The 17,998-nt window shown below is 43.6% G+C and carries 15 protein-coding genes and 1 riboswitch; of the genes, 5 read left to right on the forward strand and 10 right to left on the reverse strand.

Annotated elements, in window-relative coordinates; genetic code table 11:
• Window positions 1-262: 262 nt before the first annotated feature.
• Window positions 263-553: an oxidative damage protection protein gene (locus JMX63_RS13270; RefSeq protein ID WP_057757820.1), complete on the forward strand. Its 291-nt coding sequence runs from the start codon at window positions 263-265 to the stop codon at window positions 551-553.
• A gap of 100 nt (window positions 554-653) precedes the next feature.
• Here JMX63_RS13270 and phoU read toward each other — a convergent pair whose 3' ends face one another.
• The 5 genes from phoU to pstS all read right to left on the reverse strand — a co-directional run bounded on the left by phoU (window position 654) and on the right by pstS (window position 5,861).
• Window positions 654-1,436: a phosphate signaling complex protein PhoU gene (gene phoU / locus JMX63_RS13275; RefSeq protein ID WP_201572893.1), complete on the reverse strand. Its 783-nt coding sequence runs from the start codon at window positions 1,434-1,436 to the stop codon at window positions 654-656.
• Between the two features lie 119 nt (window positions 1,437-1,555).
• Window positions 1,556-2,392: a phosphate ABC transporter ATP-binding protein PstB gene (gene pstB, locus JMX63_RS13280; RefSeq protein ID WP_165597107.1), complete on the reverse strand. Its 837-nt coding sequence runs from the start codon at window positions 2,390-2,392 to the stop codon at window positions 1,556-1,558.
• Window positions 2,393-2,564: 172 nt separating this feature from the next.
• The gene (gene pstA / locus JMX63_RS13285; RefSeq protein ID WP_102078265.1) at window positions 2,565-3,470 is read right to left on the reverse strand and encodes a phosphate ABC transporter permease PstA; all 906 of its coding nucleotides are present in this window, start codon (window positions 3,468-3,470) and stop codon (window positions 2,565-2,567) included.
• Window positions 3,471-3,531: 61 nt separating this feature from the next.
• A complete protein-coding gene (pstC, locus tag JMX63_RS13290; protein ID WP_101204645.1) occupies window positions 3,532-4,485 on the reverse strand; it encodes a phosphate ABC transporter permease subunit PstC in 954 nt (317 codons plus the stop codon).
• 209 nt (window positions 4,486-4,694) lie between these two features.
• Window positions 4,695-5,861: a phosphate ABC transporter substrate-binding protein PstS gene (pstS, locus tag JMX63_RS13295; protein ID WP_201572895.1), complete on the reverse strand. Its 1,167-nt coding sequence runs from the start codon at window positions 5,859-5,861 to the stop codon at window positions 4,695-4,697.
• 293 nt (window positions 5,862-6,154) lie between these two features.
• Window positions 6,155-6,299, forward strand: a riboswitch (TPP riboswitch).
• Window positions 6,300-6,547: 248 nt separating this feature from the next.
• Between pstS and thiC the strand changes: the two genes are divergently transcribed.
• Window positions 6,548-8,662, forward strand: a complete 2,115-nt coding sequence (gene thiC / locus JMX63_RS13300) for a phosphomethylpyrimidine synthase ThiC (RefSeq protein WP_227673340.1) — start codon at window positions 6,548-6,550, stop codon at window positions 8,660-8,662.
• A 124-nt stretch (window positions 8,663-8,786) separates the two neighbouring features.
• On the opposite strand, the gene JMX63_RS13305 is transcribed toward thiC, so the two are convergent.
• Window positions 8,787-9,677 carry a fructose bisphosphate aldolase gene (locus JMX63_RS13305; protein WP_165597081.1) on the reverse strand — a complete coding sequence of 297 codons (891 nt, stop codon included), beginning with the start codon at window positions 9,675-9,677 and terminating at the stop codon, window positions 8,787-8,789.
• Window positions 9,678-9,853: 176 nt separating this feature from the next.
• Window positions 9,854-10,702, reverse strand: a complete 849-nt coding sequence (locus JMX63_RS13310) for an EamA/RhaT family transporter (protein ID WP_165597082.1) — start codon at window positions 10,700-10,702, stop codon at window positions 9,854-9,856.
• A 369-nt stretch (window positions 10,703-11,071) separates the two neighbouring features.
• On the opposite strand from JMX63_RS13310, the gene JMX63_RS13315 reads away from it, so the two are divergent.
• The 3 genes from JMX63_RS13315 (at window position 11,072) to JMX63_RS13325 (ending at window position 14,602) form a co-directional block, all read left to right on the forward strand.
• On the forward strand, window positions 11,072-12,988 hold the full coding sequence (locus tag JMX63_RS13315; RefSeq protein ID WP_201572897.1) for an ABC transporter ATP-binding protein: 1,917 nt from the start codon (window positions 11,072-11,074) through the stop codon (window positions 12,986-12,988).
• 85 nt (window positions 12,989-13,073) lie between these two features.
• The gene (locus JMX63_RS13320) at window positions 13,074-13,964 is read left to right on the forward strand and encodes an alpha/beta fold hydrolase (protein ID WP_201572899.1); all 891 of its coding nucleotides are present in this window, start codon (window positions 13,074-13,076) and stop codon (window positions 13,962-13,964) included.
• A gap of 20 nt (window positions 13,965-13,984) precedes the next feature.
• Window positions 13,985-14,602: an alpha-ketoglutarate-dependent dioxygenase AlkB family protein gene (locus tag JMX63_RS13325; protein ID WP_201572901.1), complete on the forward strand. Its 618-nt coding sequence runs from the start codon at window positions 13,985-13,987 to the stop codon at window positions 14,600-14,602.
• 32 nt (window positions 14,603-14,634) lie between these two features.
• Here the strand turns inward: JMX63_RS13325 and JMX63_RS13330 are convergent, their stop codons facing one another.
• From JMX63_RS13330 to JMX63_RS13340, 3 genes are all read right to left on the reverse strand, one after another.
• Entirely contained in the window at window positions 14,635-15,507 is an 873-nt protein-coding gene (locus JMX63_RS13330; RefSeq protein ID WP_201572903.1) for an EcsC family protein, read from the reverse strand.
• Between the two features lie 195 nt (window positions 15,508-15,702).
• Entirely contained in the window at window positions 15,703-16,734 is a 1,032-nt protein-coding gene (locus JMX63_RS13335) for an NADP-dependent oxidoreductase (protein ID WP_201572905.1), read from the reverse strand.
• A gap of 186 nt (window positions 16,735-16,920) precedes the next feature.
• On the reverse strand, window positions 16,921-17,676 hold the full coding sequence (locus tag JMX63_RS13340; protein ID WP_102078254.1) for an endonuclease/exonuclease/phosphatase family protein: 756 nt from the start codon (window positions 17,674-17,676) through the stop codon (window positions 16,921-16,923).
• Window positions 17,677-17,998: the final 322 nt, after the last annotated feature.

Raw genomic sequence — 17,998 nt, forward strand, 5'->3', positions numbered from 1 at the left:
TAATGGTCATGCCGTCTTTAATGCTTCGTAACACTTGTTTGCGAAAGTCGATTGAATAGGTCATCGTTTATTTCACTAAATGAATTGGTTATAAATATTGTATCGGTTTTATCTAAGATTGACTATACCAGAGACTTTATAACAAATGGATAGAGGCTTGACGATATACATTAGTACCCTTTGCTAAATCTACCAAGACCGTTATCATAGACTCATATGATATTTGATTTAACCACTTAATATAATGAATAAGGAATGCCTTATGACTGAGACTTTTAACCCTCAAGCAAATACTGTTTTTTGCCGTAAATATAAGCAAGATTTGCCAAAGATGCCACATCCACCCTTCCCTAATAAAAAAGGTCAAGAGCTGCAAGAGACCGTATCTGAAAAGGCGTGGAAAGAATGGCTTGAGCATCAAACTATGCTTATTAATGAGAATCATCTAAGCATGATGGATCCTGCTGCCAAAAAGTTTTTAACAGAGCAGCGTGATAAGTTCTTAGACAATGAAGACTATGAGCGTGCACAAGGCTGGACACCAGAAAGTTAGTATTTACTGGCTTTCTACTAGCTACATTTAGTAGTTATAAAAAAACGCGCTTACTATAGCGCGTTTTTTTATTGTAAGGTGAAAATCAATGTCTTTCCTATCAGCCTTCATCACTATCTGACGTTTCAAGCTCATTGGTTGACAATGTACTAACTTGACGGGCAGCTAAGCGGTCATTGGCTTCTTGTACCGCTTTTTCGACCATCGCATAGTCTGAATGACGCACGTCCTGCCCACTGATATAGTTAATCACTAGCTCTGCGACATTTTGTGCATGGTCACCAATACGCTCTAGCGATCGTAATATCCACATAATATTAATGACTTTTGATACATGGCGTGAGTCTTCCATAATATAGGTCATCAAGGAACGAATGGCTGACTGATATTCGGTATTGACCACGCTGTCATTACGCATCACTTCAAACGCTTGCTCCGCATTTGATTGACTGAAAGCTTCTAGCGAGTTGTTTAGCATTAGACGAACTTGATTGCTCAAGTGCTGAACCTCAGCATAGCCGTATGCTGAGTTGCCTTCTGCCGCAATTTTACTGGCCATTCGCGCAATCTTTACCGCTTCATCGCCGATACGTTCCAAATCAACCACACCTTTACTGATCGACATGACTAAGCGCAAATCACTGGCAGCTGGCTGGCGTTTGGCGACCAATAATAAAATATGCTCGTCGAGTTCGACCTCCATTCGATTGATATCGAAGTCCATATCGATGACTTCTTGCGCCAGTGTTTCGTCTTTATCGATCAGAGCATGAATAGCTTTGGCCACTTGGTTAGCCGCGCTATCACCCATATATAAAAATAAACGGATGGCTTCATCAAGATCTTGGTCAAAACTTTTGGAGATATGCTTATCACTTTGCATGAGAGGTATTCCCTAGAATCTATATTTTAATAGCGCGGTGTGCTTGTGAAGTTAGAAAGTCGGCTTATGACATGCTAATCAGCTTTGTCTGCTTGTACCGATTTCAATCTCAATCAATGTTAGCCATAACGACCTGTAATATAGTCTTCCGTCGCGGTTTGGGTAGGTTTGGTGAATATCTGATCGGTCTCACCCATCTCAATCATATCGCCTAGATACATATAGACAGTGTAGTCAGATACGCGTGCCGCCTGCTGCATATTATGAGTGACGATGGCGATGGTATAGTCGTTTTTCAGATCTTCGATCAAATCTTCGATAGCACCCGTTGAGATAGGATCCAGTGCTGATGTCGGCTCATCGAGTAGCAGCACTTCAGGTTTGGTCGCCACACTACGGGCGATACACAGGCGTTGCTGCTGACCACCTGATAACGACAGTCCTGATGCTTTTAGCTTGTCTTTCACTTCTGGCCATAGCGCTGATTTTTTCAGTGCCCACTCGACGCGATGATCCAGCTCAGCCTTACTTAATTTTTCATACAGTCTTACACCAAAAGCGACATTGTCATAGATTGACATCGGAAATGGCGTTGGCTTCTGAAAAACCATACCAACTTGTGCACGCAGTAAATTCACATCGATGTCTTTACCTAAGATGTTTTTGCCATCTAGATTGATGCTGCCCTCTGCGCGCATACCTGGATATAGATCGTACATGCGATTAAAGGTACGCAGTAGCGTAGACTTACCACAACCTGAAGGACCAATAAAAGCAGTCACTTTCTTATCAGCAATATCGATATTGATGTTTTTCAATGCCTGAAAATCATCGTAATAGAAGTTTAGATCTCGAACTTCCATTTTGGCAGCAGGCATATTCTTAGGAATATCTTGAATCGTTTGCTTATTAAAATCAGCAGTGTTTGGTTGCTGAGCTTGGGCGCTAGTAGACATGGGTCTATTTAATAGGCTGCCTGTTGCCGTATTAAAGTTGTCAGCAGTCGTGTTCGTACGGACGTTGCTTAGGACATCATTCATAATATTTCAACCTAGCTCAATTAATTTCATATAAGTTTAAGTAAATGCTTAGCGTGTAGCGTACTACAGTCTGGTCTGCTCTCAGCCCTTATTTGGGCTGACCTCTACCACCGATAAATCTTGCCAATATATTCAACACTAGAACAGATGCGGTGATAAGTAGTGCCGCCGCCCAAGCCAATGTATGCCAGTTGTCATAAGGACTCATCGCAAACTGGTAAATGGTATTGGGTAAGTTAGCAATAGGCTGCCCCATATCTGTACTGAAGTACTGATTGTTAAGTGCGGTAAATAGTAACGGTGCTGTCTCACCAGTGATTCGAGCAAAAGCCAATAGCACACCTGTGGTCAGTCCCGCTCGCGCAGCTTTTACCGTAACCTGAGTGACCAGTTTCCATTTAGGAGTACCTAGCGCATAGGCCGCTTCGCGTAGACTATTCGGTACCAAGTTCAGCATGTTTTCTGTCGTACGTACGACCACTGGAATAACAATCAATGCCAATGCCAACGCGCCTGCCCAACCAGAGAAACTTTGACCTTTTACCATCAGTGCATAGATAAATAGACCGATGACAATCGATGGCGCTGACAATAAAATATCATTTAAAAAGCGTGTGACCTTGCCCAACATACTGCCTTTAGAAAACTCAGATAAGTAAATACCTGTCATAAGGCCAATAGGTGCACCGATAAATAATCCTGAAAACGCTAACATGACCGAACCAACGATGGCATTACGTAAGCCGCCCGCACTCATCGGTGGCGGCGTATCAGCGGTAAAGATTGGTAGCTGCACCATGCCTTGGAAGCCTTCAACAAACAAAGTCACCAAAATCCATGACAACCAAAATAAGCCAAAAACCATCGCTGACATAGCAAAGCCTAGACCTAACTTGTTGGTCAAACGACGCTTGTTATACAGGCTTTGATTGTAGCGGGTAGCGCCGTTTGGCTTAGTAGGTAGTGGTGCATTGATCGCATTGTTAGCAGGCATAATATTTATTTCCCATATCTTTTATCAATATCTATCAAGGTTCAATAAATCGGTAACAGACCTATCGGTTACCTGCTTTGTGATCCATGCGCATGAGCATCAGTTTTGCTAAAGACAGCACAATGAAGGTGATGACAAATAAGATTAAGCCTAGATGTAGTAAAGACGCTAGATGCAGCTCACTTGACGCTTCAGCAAACTCATTGGCCAAGGCCGAAGTAATCGTCACACCAGAAGTAAATAGGCTTGGACTGATATTAAACGCATTGCCAATCAAGAAAGTAACTGCCATCGTCTCACCCAATGCACGACCAAGACCCAAAATTACGCCACCAACGACACCAGCTTTGGTATAAGGCAAGATAATCTTGAACATGACTTCCCAAGTCGTCGCGCCCATGCCATATGCTGACTCTTTCAGTAAGTCTGGTACGACAGAAAAGACATCGCGCATGGTGGCAGCGATGAACGGTATGATCATAATGGCAAGTACTAGGGATGCGGTAAACATACCTAGCCCCATAGGCGCACCTGCAAACAGTTTACCGATAATAGGCAAAGGCCCAACGTGCTCAATAAACCATGGCTGAATGTGATCACCAAAGAATGGCGCAAATACGAACAATCCCCACATGCCATAAATGATAGATGGGATACCAGCCAACAACTCAATGGCGATACCAAGTGGTTTTTTGAGGAACTTAGGGCACATCTCGGTTAAAAATATCGCAATACCGAAACTGACTGGAACCGCGATAACAATAGCGATAAATGACGTGACTAAGGTACCGTAAATAGGCGCTAATGCACCGTATTCATTGGCGACTGTATCCCAGTTATTGCTGGTATAAAATCCCAAACCAAACTCTTGAATACTCGGCCATGCTCCAACAATTAGAGACACCAAAATGCCCCCTAAAGATAGGAGGACGAGTATGGCAAACGCTTTAGTAGAGTTAACAAATAAAGCGTCGTAACGTTTTTGTTTAGCCAGTTGGGACCTTAAGTCTGTCATAAGTGTCTCAGCATTGAATGGGATGAATCGAAATATTAAAAAGATGTATATCAGGTTTTAACACAACAAACTTAAACGGTATGAGTAAGCATATTTATCGAGATGTATCCATCAAATTTGCTGTGTTAAAACCTCTCAAACAACTACCGGAGAATAGTTATTCGAGAGGATAACTTGTCAGTTGCTAAATAGTATTTAGCAAAAACAAATTACTGAGCTGGCTTGTAGACAGGCTGTCCATCGCTACCTTTCACTTCGTTCCACTTCTCTTTGAACAAGGCTACTGCCGTGTCAGAGAATGGTACGTAGTCTAGTTCCATGGCGCTGTCATCACCTTGGGTATAAGCCCAGTCAAAGAAGTTCAATACGCCAGCGACTTGCTGAGGATTTTCTGGTTGCTTATGTACCAAGATAAAGGTCGCAGCAGCGATAGGCCATGCTTGGTCAGTTTCAGAGTTGGTGATGACTTTATAAAAGCCTTCTTGTTGTGACCAGTCGATATCACCTGCCGCAGCAAACGTCTCAGCAGATGGCTGTACGATGTTACCAGCTGCGTTTTTCAGCGCAGTATGTGACATCTTATTTTGCTTAGCGTAAGCATACTCAACATAGCCGATAGAGTTTTTCATGCGGTTTACGTAGCTTGCAACGCCTTCGTTACCTTTACCGCCTGCACCAGTAGCAGAAGTCGGCCATTTGACGGTTTTATCAACACCAACGGTGTCTTTCCAGTCTGGTGAAACCTTGGCAAGATAGTCAGTGAAGTTGAAAGTCGTACCTGAACCATCTGAGCGGAATACTGTTGTGATTGGGGCATCTGGCAAGGTCAAATCTGGGTTCATCGCCTTAATCGCAGGGTCATTCCAGTTGCTAATCTTACCCAAATAGATATCAGCTAAAGTCGTACCGTCTAGCTTCAGTGCACCAGGCTCAACGCCATCAATGTTGACGATTGGTACAACACCACCGATGACTGTTGGGAACTGAATCAGACCTGCTTCGTCTAACTCTTCAGGCGTCATTGGGGCATCAGAAGCACCAAAGTCTACTGTTTTTGACTGAATTTGTTTGATACCACCAGATGAGCCAATCGACTGATAGTTGACTTGGCCACCAGTCGCAGCATTGTAATCATATGACCATTTCGCATAGATAGGCTGCGGGAACGACGCACCTGCACCTGTAATATTCATAGCGATATTTTCAGCAGACTTAAAATCTGACGTAGCAGAAGATGCTGTCTGAGAGGTTGTTTCAGCTGTTGTCACAGCGCTACTGCTAGTATCAGCAGTTGGCTCCGCCGTATCTGTTGACTTATTACACGCCGTAAGCATTAATGTACAACTGACGGCCACTGCTAATAACGAATAACGCATGTAGGACTCCTGAAGTTTAACAACGGTATAAAAAAGCATTGCTTGTGATATGCGTGTTATCTTGCCAAATCTTTATGACAGTTTAATGACAACTTCTAGAATCCTTCATTCGCTTTACATAATATTTGAATAATTTGTCTACAACCTAATAATACTAAGCATGCTCATCTATCAACACTCAGAAAAATTATTCACGAAAATATTGAATAGTATTTGTGGCACAGGATATTTGTATCCAAATACCATTAGCCGTTGGTACAGAATTTTGTTAGTATGAAGGCTGATTTACAACACTGACAGACTCGGGGTGCGGTGTATTTTTGGCTCACTTTATTAAACTTGCTTTATTAAAGTAGTCGCCTTGATACATTCGCTGAGAGATCACCCGCCGAACCTGATGCGGTTAGTACCGACGCAGGGAAGTCTTAAGCACTTTGTTATTTATGACAAAGGGCGCGTAGAAATACATTTTTATCGTCACTACTGTCTTAATATGCGTGATGCATAGCCAGATAAGAAGAGAGGATATCAAGCTGCGTCCAATATTTGATGACCACCATGCGCGACGATATTTTTTGGTCGAAGTTGTGGGTTCATGATATAAACTTGTCTAGATGATGGATGCCTACCCCCGCAGATACTGGCGGTGTTGATTTTATTCAAAAACCAACACGCTAGGACAGCATATGACTACTGCAGACACCACCTCAATTGCACCGAAAGCCCAAACGCATAACCCAGCCGACAACTCAACGCTTGCTTCAAATGCTGCTGACACAACCAACGTCAAAGCAGATAAAAAAGCAGATGCGCTAAAAACCCCTGCTCACCGTGCCGCAAGTGATGCCCGTTTCGAAGAAGATGCGCGCGACTTGCACCGTATTTTACCTGCCTCAAGAAAAGTCTATATCGAAGGCTCAAGACCTGATATCCAAGTACCGATGCGTGAAATCAGCTTGGCTGATACGCCTGTTGGCGGTACTGGAGATAAAGACGGTGAGCACAACCCGCCGTTTTATGTATATGACACCTCAGGTGTATATACCGACCCTAATGTCAATATCGACCTCACACGTGGATTGCCAAAACTGCGTGAGAACTGGATCGCAGAACGCGGTGATACCGAGCAATTAAGTGGCCTATCTAGCTCATACGGACAAGCACGTGCCCGCGATATCAGCACTGCTAACCTTAGATTTGCCCATATTGATAAACCGCGTCGCGCCAAAGCAGGACAGAACGTCACGCAAATGTACTACGCGCGCCGAGGCATCATCACTCCTGAAATGGAATATATCGCCATACGCGAAACGCAAAAGCAGCATGAACTGACCGATATGCGTCAACATGATGGCGAAAGCTTCGGTGCCAATACGCCTCAAATCATCACCCCTGAATTTGTTCGTGATGAAGTGGCAGCTGGACGCGCAATTATCCCAAACAACATCAACCATCCTGAATCTGAGCCGATGATCATCGGTCGCAATTTCTTGGTGAAAATCAATGCCAATATCGGTAACTCAGCGTTGGGCTCGTCTATCGATGAAGAAGTATCTAAAATGACGTGGGCAACACGTTGGGGTGCGGATACTATTATGGATTTATCAACGGGCAATCATATTCATGAAACCCGTGAATGGCTAATCCGTAACTCTCCTGTACCGATTGGTACGGTACCGATTTATCAAGCCCTAGAAAAAGTCGATGGCGTCGCTGAAGACCTTACATGGGAGATATTCCGTGATACGTTGATTGAGCAAGCAGAGCAAGGCGTCGATTACTTTACCATTCACGCTGGCGTGCTATTACGCTATGTGCCGCTCACCGCAAAACGTCTGACAGGTATCGTCTCACGCGGCGGCTCTATCATGGCGCAGTGGTGTTTAGCCCATCACAAGGAAAGCTTTTTATATACGCATTTCGAAGACATCTGCGAGATTATGAAACAGTACGATGTAGCATTTAGTCTAGGTGATGGCCTACGCCCTGGTTGCTTGCAAGATGCCAATGATGAAGCGCAGTTCGGTGAGCTACGTACGCTTGGTGAATTGACCAAAGTGGCATGGGAGCACGATGTACAGGTAATGATCGAAGGCCCTGGACACGTCGCGATGAACCGCATCAAAGAAAACATGGACTTGCAGCTTGAGCTTTGTGCGGACGCGCCTTTCTATACTTTAGGGCCATTAACCACAGATATCGCTCCAGGTTATGACCACATCACCAGCGCCATCGGAGCTGCGATGATTGGATGGTTTGGTACAGCGATGCTGTGCTATGTCACGCCAAAAGAACACTTAGGTCTACCAAACAAAAAAGACGTTAAAGACGGCATTATTACTTATAAAATCGCTGCACACGCTGCTGACCTTGCTAAAGGTCATCCAGGAGCACAGGCACGTGATAACGCACTATCTAAAGCACGTTTCGAATTCCGCTGGGATGATCAGTTCAATCTAGCACTCGATCCTGATACTGCACGTGAATATCATGATGAGACATTGCCAAAAGACGCACACAAATCGGCACACTTTTGCTCCATGTGTGGCCCTAAGTTTTGTTCAATGAAAATCACTCAAAACGTGCGTGAATATGCAGCAGGGCTGGATAAAGAGGCCGCTAACCAAAAAGTAACGCCACAAACGGGCGACTTAACCGATGCCGGTCACCTAATCAAAGAAGTAAATACAGAGCTCGTCGGACAAGTGGGTGAAGCCACTGCTGAGGAAATTCGCCAAGGCATGGCCGAGATGACTAAAAAATATAACAACGAAGGACGCCAGTTATATAAAGAGGTGTAGAGTTAATAACCTATACTTTTGAAATAAGAAAAGCCCTACTATTTAAGTATTTGCACACTTATCTAGTAGGGCTTTTTTTGGCTTATTTACTCATGATTTATGTGCGAAGTTTTATTTACTACGTTTACACTTTTGACGCTTCATAAATCTCTTCAATTGAAGCATTAATGGTCTCAGCAAACTCGCTGTCGCTTTGCTGTTTACTCAAGCCTTCAGTAAAGGCACGCGAGAAGCTCGCAATCATACCTGGGTTTTGTTTGAGCTTGGCACAAGCATCGCTACGACTATAACCACCAGACAGCGCCACTACTTTGAGCACTTTAGGATGATCAATCAGCTCCTGATAAAACCCCGCCTCTTCTGGCAGGGTCAGCTTAAGCATCACTTGATGTTTTTCACTTAAGCGTTCCAGATTGCGCAGGATATCTGCCTTCAACAGTAACTCGCACTCATGCTTTTGAGTGCTATCAATATTGACCTCTGGCTCGACGATAGGCATCAAACCTTTTGAAATAATCTGCTTCGCCACATCAAACTGCTGCTGTATCACAAGCTCGATACCATCGACGTTTGGCTCATAAATGACTGAGCGCATTTTAGTACCGAATACAGGATAGTTTTTTGCTTTATCTAATAATAGATCTAGATTCGGGATTGGCTTCATAACTTGCACGCCGCTCATTTGCTCAGCCAGACCTTTATCTACCTTTAAAAATGGTACGATATTTTTATTTTCCCACAGATAATTGGCCGTCGACTTGCCATTAACTTCGCGCTCCATGGTATCTTCAAACAAGATTGCACCAAGTACACGCTCACTATCAAAACAGTCACACGTCATGATACGAGCACGCATTTCATGAACCAAATCAAACATGGCCTCATCATTATCATAAGCATCGCTGCTGACACCATAAGTCTCTAACGCTTTCGGTGTGCTGCCGCCACTTTGATCAAGCGCAGCAATAAAACCTGAACCATTTTTTATACGCTGTAATTGCTTATCGTATTCCATTGAGCCTGCATCCTATTTTTATTGGTTAAATTAAATATCATAAACTAAGCTTTTTTATTCCATACAAGCCGTGTTATTTGTAGATAACCTTATCATAGGATGATTTGTATGCCTATATAGGATACGTGACAATATAGCCAAAAAATCATGAAACCAATACTTTTAGACAATGCGCATTACGCCAAAAACAGTACCCCTACACAGCAGACTGCCAATACTAATCCTATTATGTTGATACGGTTCAGCTGCTCTTTAAATACACCTACGCCAATCAATGTCGCTACGGCAATAACACCGACATTCATACCAGTGAAAACAATACTAGGAGAATCATGCAGCACTTGGTGTGCCCGCACATAGGCATAAATATTGCCCATGTTCAATGTGCCGAGCAGTAGACCTGTCATAAGCGCTTGTTTTTGCCAACGTACCCGTGTGACCAGTAAATAGATTAAAAGCAATACACCTGCTACGCCAAAACTTACCAGTAGAGTCAACGGAAAGGCCGCCCCTTGTTTTGCCACTTGTTTGAACAAAATATCAATAATGCCGTAGCCTGCCCATACCCCGAATAACCATAGTGGCGTATGCTTTGCTTGGCGAGTAATATCGTTATGCTGTGGTCGATAGACGAGCGCACCTAATGCCAGAAAACCTAACGCCAATCCAAGTATACGTGTACCAGTCAGCACCTCACCGAATAGCAAAAAAGCCGCTACGATGGGGATAATGAGTGACAAGCGCTGAGAGGCGTCGGTTGCTACCATCCCCACCGCTTCAATAGCTCGTCCGAGAATGATAAATACAGCAGGTAATAGTACTCCAAGCGCAATGATGATTGCCCAAGCGCTATCAAGCGCATGAATGGCACCTACATCAGGTTTTAGTAATACCCAAGTCAGTAAAAAAGCCACAGGATAGCCTGCCACGATGGTCTGACGAATATCTATATTTTTCTGGCGCAATATTTTCAAAAGTACTGAGACGGCGACGCTACATAGTACCGCTATTATTAAATACATCATTCACTGCTACCTTTTGAACTTCAATGTTGAGTTATTACTGTTCGTATATTGATCAAAACCATTAAATAAAATGCCTGCTAATCAGCCGATATTTGCAATAAAATCATACTTATAAAAGCAATATTTAAACCATGAATAAGTTTGGATGTAGAATGTAACAAAATATGTTTTCTACAGCAATCTATTTATTATAGTTGTGACTAAGGCACTAAAGACACAGCTATTCTTAAGCAAATTACAATTAGCATGCAGGTATGATTAGTAATTTTGCTAAAATAGCACCTAATCCCAATCACAAAAGTAAAGATTCTAGATAACGAGTCCTCTCGTTCATCTTGACGTACTGCTATTGATGTTTTATTAATGCCTATGAATGCTTTATTTCGCTTTTTTGAAAACCGCCTACCCGCCTTTCCAGACACCCCTATGCCATTGCCATCACCTCGCGATGGCATGCTGAAGTTTTTGTGGGCATGTACCAATGGCCTACGCGGCTGGCTACTAATCTTTATGATTTTGTCCGCTGGTATCGGTATCTACGAGGCCATGCTGTTTGCTTGGATAGGTAATATCGTCGATTGGTTGGGCGTTTATACACCGCAAAACTTATGGGTAGAAAAAGGCGACATGTTGCTCATCATGCTCGCTGTCATGATAGTGAGTCCATTGTGGATCGCCTTGTCATCGTTTATCCATTTTCAGACCTTGCAAGGCGTGTTTCCTATGCAGATGCGCTGGCGGTTTCATCAGCGAATGCTTGGGCAATCCATGCAGTTTTATCAGGATGAGTTTTCGGGTCGTGTCTCAGCTAAGGTAATGCAGACAGCCCTAGCAGTACGCGATACTGTGATGACCGTCACCGATATGTTTATGTATGTCTCTGTCTACTTTATCACCTCAGGGGTGATTTTGTTTAATTTAGACAGCTTACTACTCATTCCTTTTATTATTTGGCTGGTCTTGGTTGCCATTACCATTTGGTACTTTATCCCCAAACTCAAAGAGACAGCGATTGTGCAAGCGGATGCCCGTGCCTTAATGACAGGACGAATCACTGATGCTTATGCCAATATCATGACCGTCAAGCTATTTAGCCATTCTCGTCGTGAGCTCGGTTATGCCAAAAATGCCATGGGACAATTCCTAGGTACGGTACATGCGCAGATGCGCTGGGTCAGCTATTTAGAAGTATCGACCCATCTTATCAGCGTGATCTTGGTCAGTAGTACGGCAGGTATTGGATTGTACTTATGGCAACAAGGCGCAGTTGGTGTTGGTGCCATTGCTGCTGCGACAGCTATGGCATTGCGTCTAAATGGTTTGACGCGTTGGATTATGTGGCAGACAGCCAGTTTGTTTGAGAGTATCGGTACAGTTCAAGACGGTATGCGTACGTTATCAGCGCCGCAGACAATTATTGATAAACCTGACGCGCCAGCGCTGGCCGTCACGGACGGGCGTATCGTATTTGACCATGTCGACTTCAGTTATGAGAATGACGAAGAAGACAATGGCCAAACTGGCGAAACGGTTGATAGTACCAACATCGCTAAGCGCGCTCCTAACTCATATATCAAACTGTTGGACAACTTCCACTTAGATATTAAGCCGGGTGAAAAGATTGGTTTGGTTGGGCGTTCAGGTGCTGGTAAATCAACCTTGGTCAACCTGTTGCTGCGTTTCTTTGATGTCGATAGCGGTAAGATTCTAATTGATGGTCAAGCTATTGATGCGGTTACGCAAGAATCGTTGCGTCAACAGATTGGTATGGTGACTCAAGATACCTCGTTGCTACATCGTACCGTGCGTGAAAATATCGCCTATGGTCGTCCTGATGCTACTGACGAAGAGATTATGATCGCTGCCAAACAAGCTCAGGCATGGGATTTCATCAAAGATCTGTACGATGATAAAGGCAATACAGGACTTGATACCCAAGTGGGTGAACGCGGAGTCAAACTATCTGGCGGTCAACGTCAGCGTATTGCTATTTCACGTGTTATGCTAAAAAATGCGCCGATTTTGCTTTTGGATGAAGCCACCAGTGCGCTAGATTCTGAGATTGAATATGCCATTACCGAAAGCTTAAATGACATCATGACCGGCAAGACCGTTATTGCTATTGCCCACCGCCTGTCTACTATTGCCGCACTGGATAGACTGGTCGTTATGCATCAAGGCCGCATCATCGAGCAAGGTAGTCATGATGAACTATTAGCATTAAATGGTATCTACGCTCGACTGTGGCAACGTCAAAGCGGTGGCTTCTTAGGTGAAGACAACTAGGATTCATTAAGTCAGCTCAATCATAAAAAGCAAAACTACAAGAAAACAAATCACTCAAAATAAGTCACAAGGAAGTGTTTATTTTATGGAAGCATTTACAAACCGCATTAATCTGGGCGGAAAACAGGCACGCTACTATGACCTTAGCCAGTTTAATCAGCCGCTAAATTCAAGCTCTACTCCTCGCGCGCCAGCACATTTTTATAGTGGCAATAGTTTTACCGTTGGCACTTATACACCACTGTTAAGTAAGCTAGCCACTGGGTTTGATATTAGCTCACTTGCTCTGCGTGGCTACTGGTATGATAAGCCGCAAAGCCGTCGTCTGACGCGCGAGCAAGATGCTGATATGCTGATTGAGTTTTTAGAAAAGACCCAAGATAAGCCTGTCATAGGTATTGGTCACTCGCAAGGGGCGACGGCCACAGCGATGGCAGCTGCCAAACGTCCAGAGCTTTTTTCGCAGTTGTACCTGATTGAGCCTGTCACATTTACCAAACACCAAGCCACCTTTTATAACCTTTTGCCACGCTCTGTCCTACTGAGCCGCGAGCCTTTCAAAAGCACGTTAACCAAGCAATCTACTTGGCCAAGTACCCATAGTTATTACGAGAGCCTACGTGCGCAGCGTACGTATAAGCGTATCAGCGATGAGCACTTGCAACTGTTTGCTGAACAAAGCCTGAGCAAGAATGCAGATGGTAGCTATACGCTTATGTTTGCACCAGAACAAGAGCTGGCCAATTATTTTGGCGCACCTCATATCGATGCCGCACTCAAAAAACTACGCTGTCCCTACACCTTGATTACAGGCAAGCCTACCCTGTTCATCAATGACAAAGTACGCAAGCAATGGAAAAAGTTTGTCCCAGATAGCAGTCTTATTTCGCTGTCAGATTATGGGCATCTATTGCCAATGGAAGCACCTGAACTATGCGCTCAAATCATCAACGAGCACTACCAAAGCAGTAAATAAGGATTTACAACGACTAAATTATGACTGATCTCTTTGCCCCTGCACCCACGGATAACTTACTACCCTATGATGGTAAGGTGAATGATCTAGGCGTGATTATCGACGATGCCACTGCTCTTTACGACACTCTACTAAATGAGCTACCTTGGCAGCCAGACATCGTGACGTTATTTGGTAAGACCCATATGACTACTAGGAAAATTGTCTGGATGGGAGACAAAAATGCCAATTATCAATACTCGGGACACGTGCGACAAACCGTTCCATGGTTAGATAAAGTGTTTCACGTGAAACAGAAAATTGAGCAAGCTTTAGTAGAAATCGGTGTCATTGCTAATTTCAACACCTGCCTGCTTAATTACTATCCTTCTGGCGCTGATGGTATGGGCTATCACGCTGATGACGAAAAAGAGCTCGGTCATCAACCAGTCATCGCCTCCTTATCGCTCGGTGCCACACGCAAATTTGTTTTTAAGCATAAAAAAACTCAAGACAAAGTTGAACTTTATCTTGAGTCTGGTCAGCTCGTTGTGATGCATGGTGACACACAGACCTTTTGGAAGCATACGATCACTAAGACAAAGACGGTCGATACTGGGCGAATCAGTCTAACGTTTCGGCATATGCTTACATCTTGATACTATCGCTGACTTAACGAGTCATCTAATTCTTACGCGAGACGATCTAAAAAACGCTCACGATAACACTGGTAAGCAGCTTCACACACATTGGCAGTGTAGCTAGCATTAACACCACCTGCGACTACTGCGCCTACCGCTGGAATAATTTGCGCTGCTTTTGTCTTAACGATGTTAGTGGCTACTTTAGTCGCTGTCTGACGCAGTACACGAGACACGACCTCTTCATTAATCTGATTAAATGCCTGAGTTTCTGGATCTTTAATCATCGCCTGAGTGTCATCTAACGCCGCCTTACGCTCCTCAACAGAGGCAGAAGTTGCTACAGCCAACAAAGACATCGCAAATAGCTGCTCGCCTTTATCATTGATATCAAAGCCATAATAAGTTGCATATTCTCCAATCGCACGTAGGTTGGCTGTAATAAGCCCAACGACGTCAGCAGGGATACCTGCCCAGCCTACAACCCCTGTAGTCACCCCTTGCGCACTGGTTAGCGCTACATATTTGCTTTTAAAAAGCTTAACTTGTTTATCTACAACCGTAATGGGTAGACGTTTAATGTCGCCAAGCGTCTTGACAGAGGCATTGTTAATATCCGCTATCTCTTGATAGCTATCGATAACACCTTGAGTGTCCAATGTCCAGTTGGCTGCATCACTTAAGTTACTAATCGTTTCCTCAGTTGCTTTTTTTAGAGAATCGCCAAATTGTGGAGCCTCCATCAATGCATCGCCGGCTGCTACTACAGGGGTGTTAAGCACTGTTAGCGTTTTATCCAAAATTCCTTTATCAGGGTTTTTCCATGCTTCTATCTCTGCACGTACTTTTGCTTCATAAGCAATATGGTCATCTGTTTTTTCATTGCTGGTCTTATTATTGATAGTCTTATTGTTGATAGTCATATTATTCCCTTTATTAGTATCGTTCGCTTTCTATCCTATGATAAATAAGCAAAGACTACAGGGACGTTCTGTTGTCCAAAATAAAACTTTTGTATGATTTGTTGGGTCATCAGTTAAGTTTACTGGGTTTCAACAGACATCCCCTTACTAATAAATCCTATCAAACAATACCTAATAATTAGGCAATCTTGACATTCACTCAGCTGCCGCCAAGACAATCTTGCCAAAAGCATCGCCTTTTTGTAGCTCGTGATGCGCTGCAACAACTTCTGAGAGTGGATAAGTTTTTTGAATTTTTAAGGTTAAATTACCATCGGCTACTTCCTGTAAAACACGCGCCATATCTTGACCACTACGCTGCGCTTTGTAACCTGCTACTACTAAGTCTTTTTGCTGACCAGCTTCTTTGAGCTTATCAACCCAGATAGTTGGTAACACATTCACGCGAGCGCCTGACTTGAGCACGCTAAGCGCGCGGACACCTGCATCATTACCGACTAAATCAAGTAGCATATCGGCTTGTAGGTCAGGAAACGCTTCATCTTTGGTATAATCTATCCAACCTGCTAGCTTAGATACGTCTATCAACTCATCAAGCTTGGCGTACTTTTCTGGTGAGCAAATTACCGTCACCTTGATGTTATCTTGCGCCACTTTATTCATGAGCAATTGGATTAGTAAATGACCGACACCGCCTGCTGGTGCATTAATCACCACATGCTCTTCTGTTTTTATATCAGCAAAATCTACAAACTGTAGTGCCGTTTGTCCAATACAAGGCAAAGCACCTGCCTGCTCTAAGCTGACATTATCTGGTACTTTTGCAAGCAACTTGGCATCTACTGCCACATATTGCGCGTAGCCACCACCGGTAAAAGTCAAGGCCGCTACTCTATCGCCAACAGCAAACTCATCGCTATTGCTGCTGACTACTTCGCCTGATACATCGAATCCTAAAATAGCTGGCTGATCATTCTCAAACTTGTCTTTACGGATGTTTTCCGCACCCCAGCCTTTACCTTGGCGGGTTTTATAATCGACAGGGTTAATCCCAGCATAGGCAATTTTTACCAGTACTTGGTCGTCCTGTAGCTCAGGGACATCAGCACCATCTTGATATTTCATTACTTCCGGCTCACCGAACTCGCGTATGAGTACGGCGTGCTGAGTCTTAGGTATGTTGTGGTTAGCTTGTTGATTGTTATTAGTAGTAGACGCTGTTGCCATCGTAGAATATCCTTATATTTTGTTTATTAGGCTGTACTTGGTCTTCATTTTATTGAAACATTGTGCTGCAAATAGCACTTTCAATCGAGAGCATAATTAATCGATAATATGATCAATAAAGACAATTGTTCATATATCGATAGATTGCCAATATAATACATTTAGACGAATTATTATAGTTAGGTATTAGGGCAGCATCAGCTCTGCACTAATGGGCAGATGATCTGATAGCGATGACCAAGGTTTTCCAGTGTGTACCCAAGCATCCTTCACAAGCAAATTGCGCACGTAGATACGATCTAAGCTAAGTACTGGCAGTTTTGCGGGAAAGGTTGGCAACAGCTTGCCATGACAATGCTTGAACGCTTCTATCATACCGAGATCTGACGCCAGTTTGTCACAAGACATCTTTTTCCAATCATTAAAATCGCCTGCCAGGATAAGTGGTTGATCCGGCGCAATCTCATTTCGCACGTAATCACTAATCGCTTGATACTGCTTGATACGATCACGCTCAAATAAATTTAAATGTGCACACAATACGACAACTGGCATCTCCCAACCGATAGGCTGTACCTCACAGTGCAAGACACCGCGCTGCTCAAGCTTATTAACCGTAATATTTACATTGTGTTTGGGGTCTAGCGGAAAGCGGCTCAATACTGCATTGCCGTGGTGGCCGTTTTCGTATTCGGAGTTTTTACCGTAACTGTTTTGCAAATCTAAAAATTCGCCGAACCATTCATGCTGCGATTGATCTGGGTACTCGTTGTATTGCATATTGCGTTTAAGGTTTTGGCCTTGCACTTCTTGCAGGCACAAGACGTCTGAACCCACAGACTCTAGCGCCTGAGCAATACCTTGCATCTTCACTTGGCGATTCAGCGGTGACATGCCTTTGTGGATGTTGTAGCTGGTTAAAACAAAAGAGGTGGTAGTCATAGTTTGGTTAGTTGTACGCTCATTATTTATGGAGTAAAGATCAATAGCTCAGCTACGATAGCATCCATAGTGATTGTAATGACAGACATAAAAAGAGCACTGGCTCGTATTGAACCAATGCTCTCATAGTACACCTATGTATTATTAATGGCTAATTCATAAATGGCTGATTCATAAATGAACATCGCGCATAGGTGGAGACCATCCCGAATTCTGTGTAACTGCCGTTTAGATTAAATGCTTGCTGATACGGTCATCAAACATAATCATAAAACGATTCAGAGCAGACGTCCAGTTACGGATTGGCATCGACCACTTTTTG

It is taken from the genome of Psychrobacter nivimaris (assembly GCF_904846365.1).
GTDB classification, from domain to species: Bacteria; Pseudomonadota; Gammaproteobacteria; order Pseudomonadales; family Moraxellaceae; genus Psychrobacter; species Psychrobacter nivimaris_B.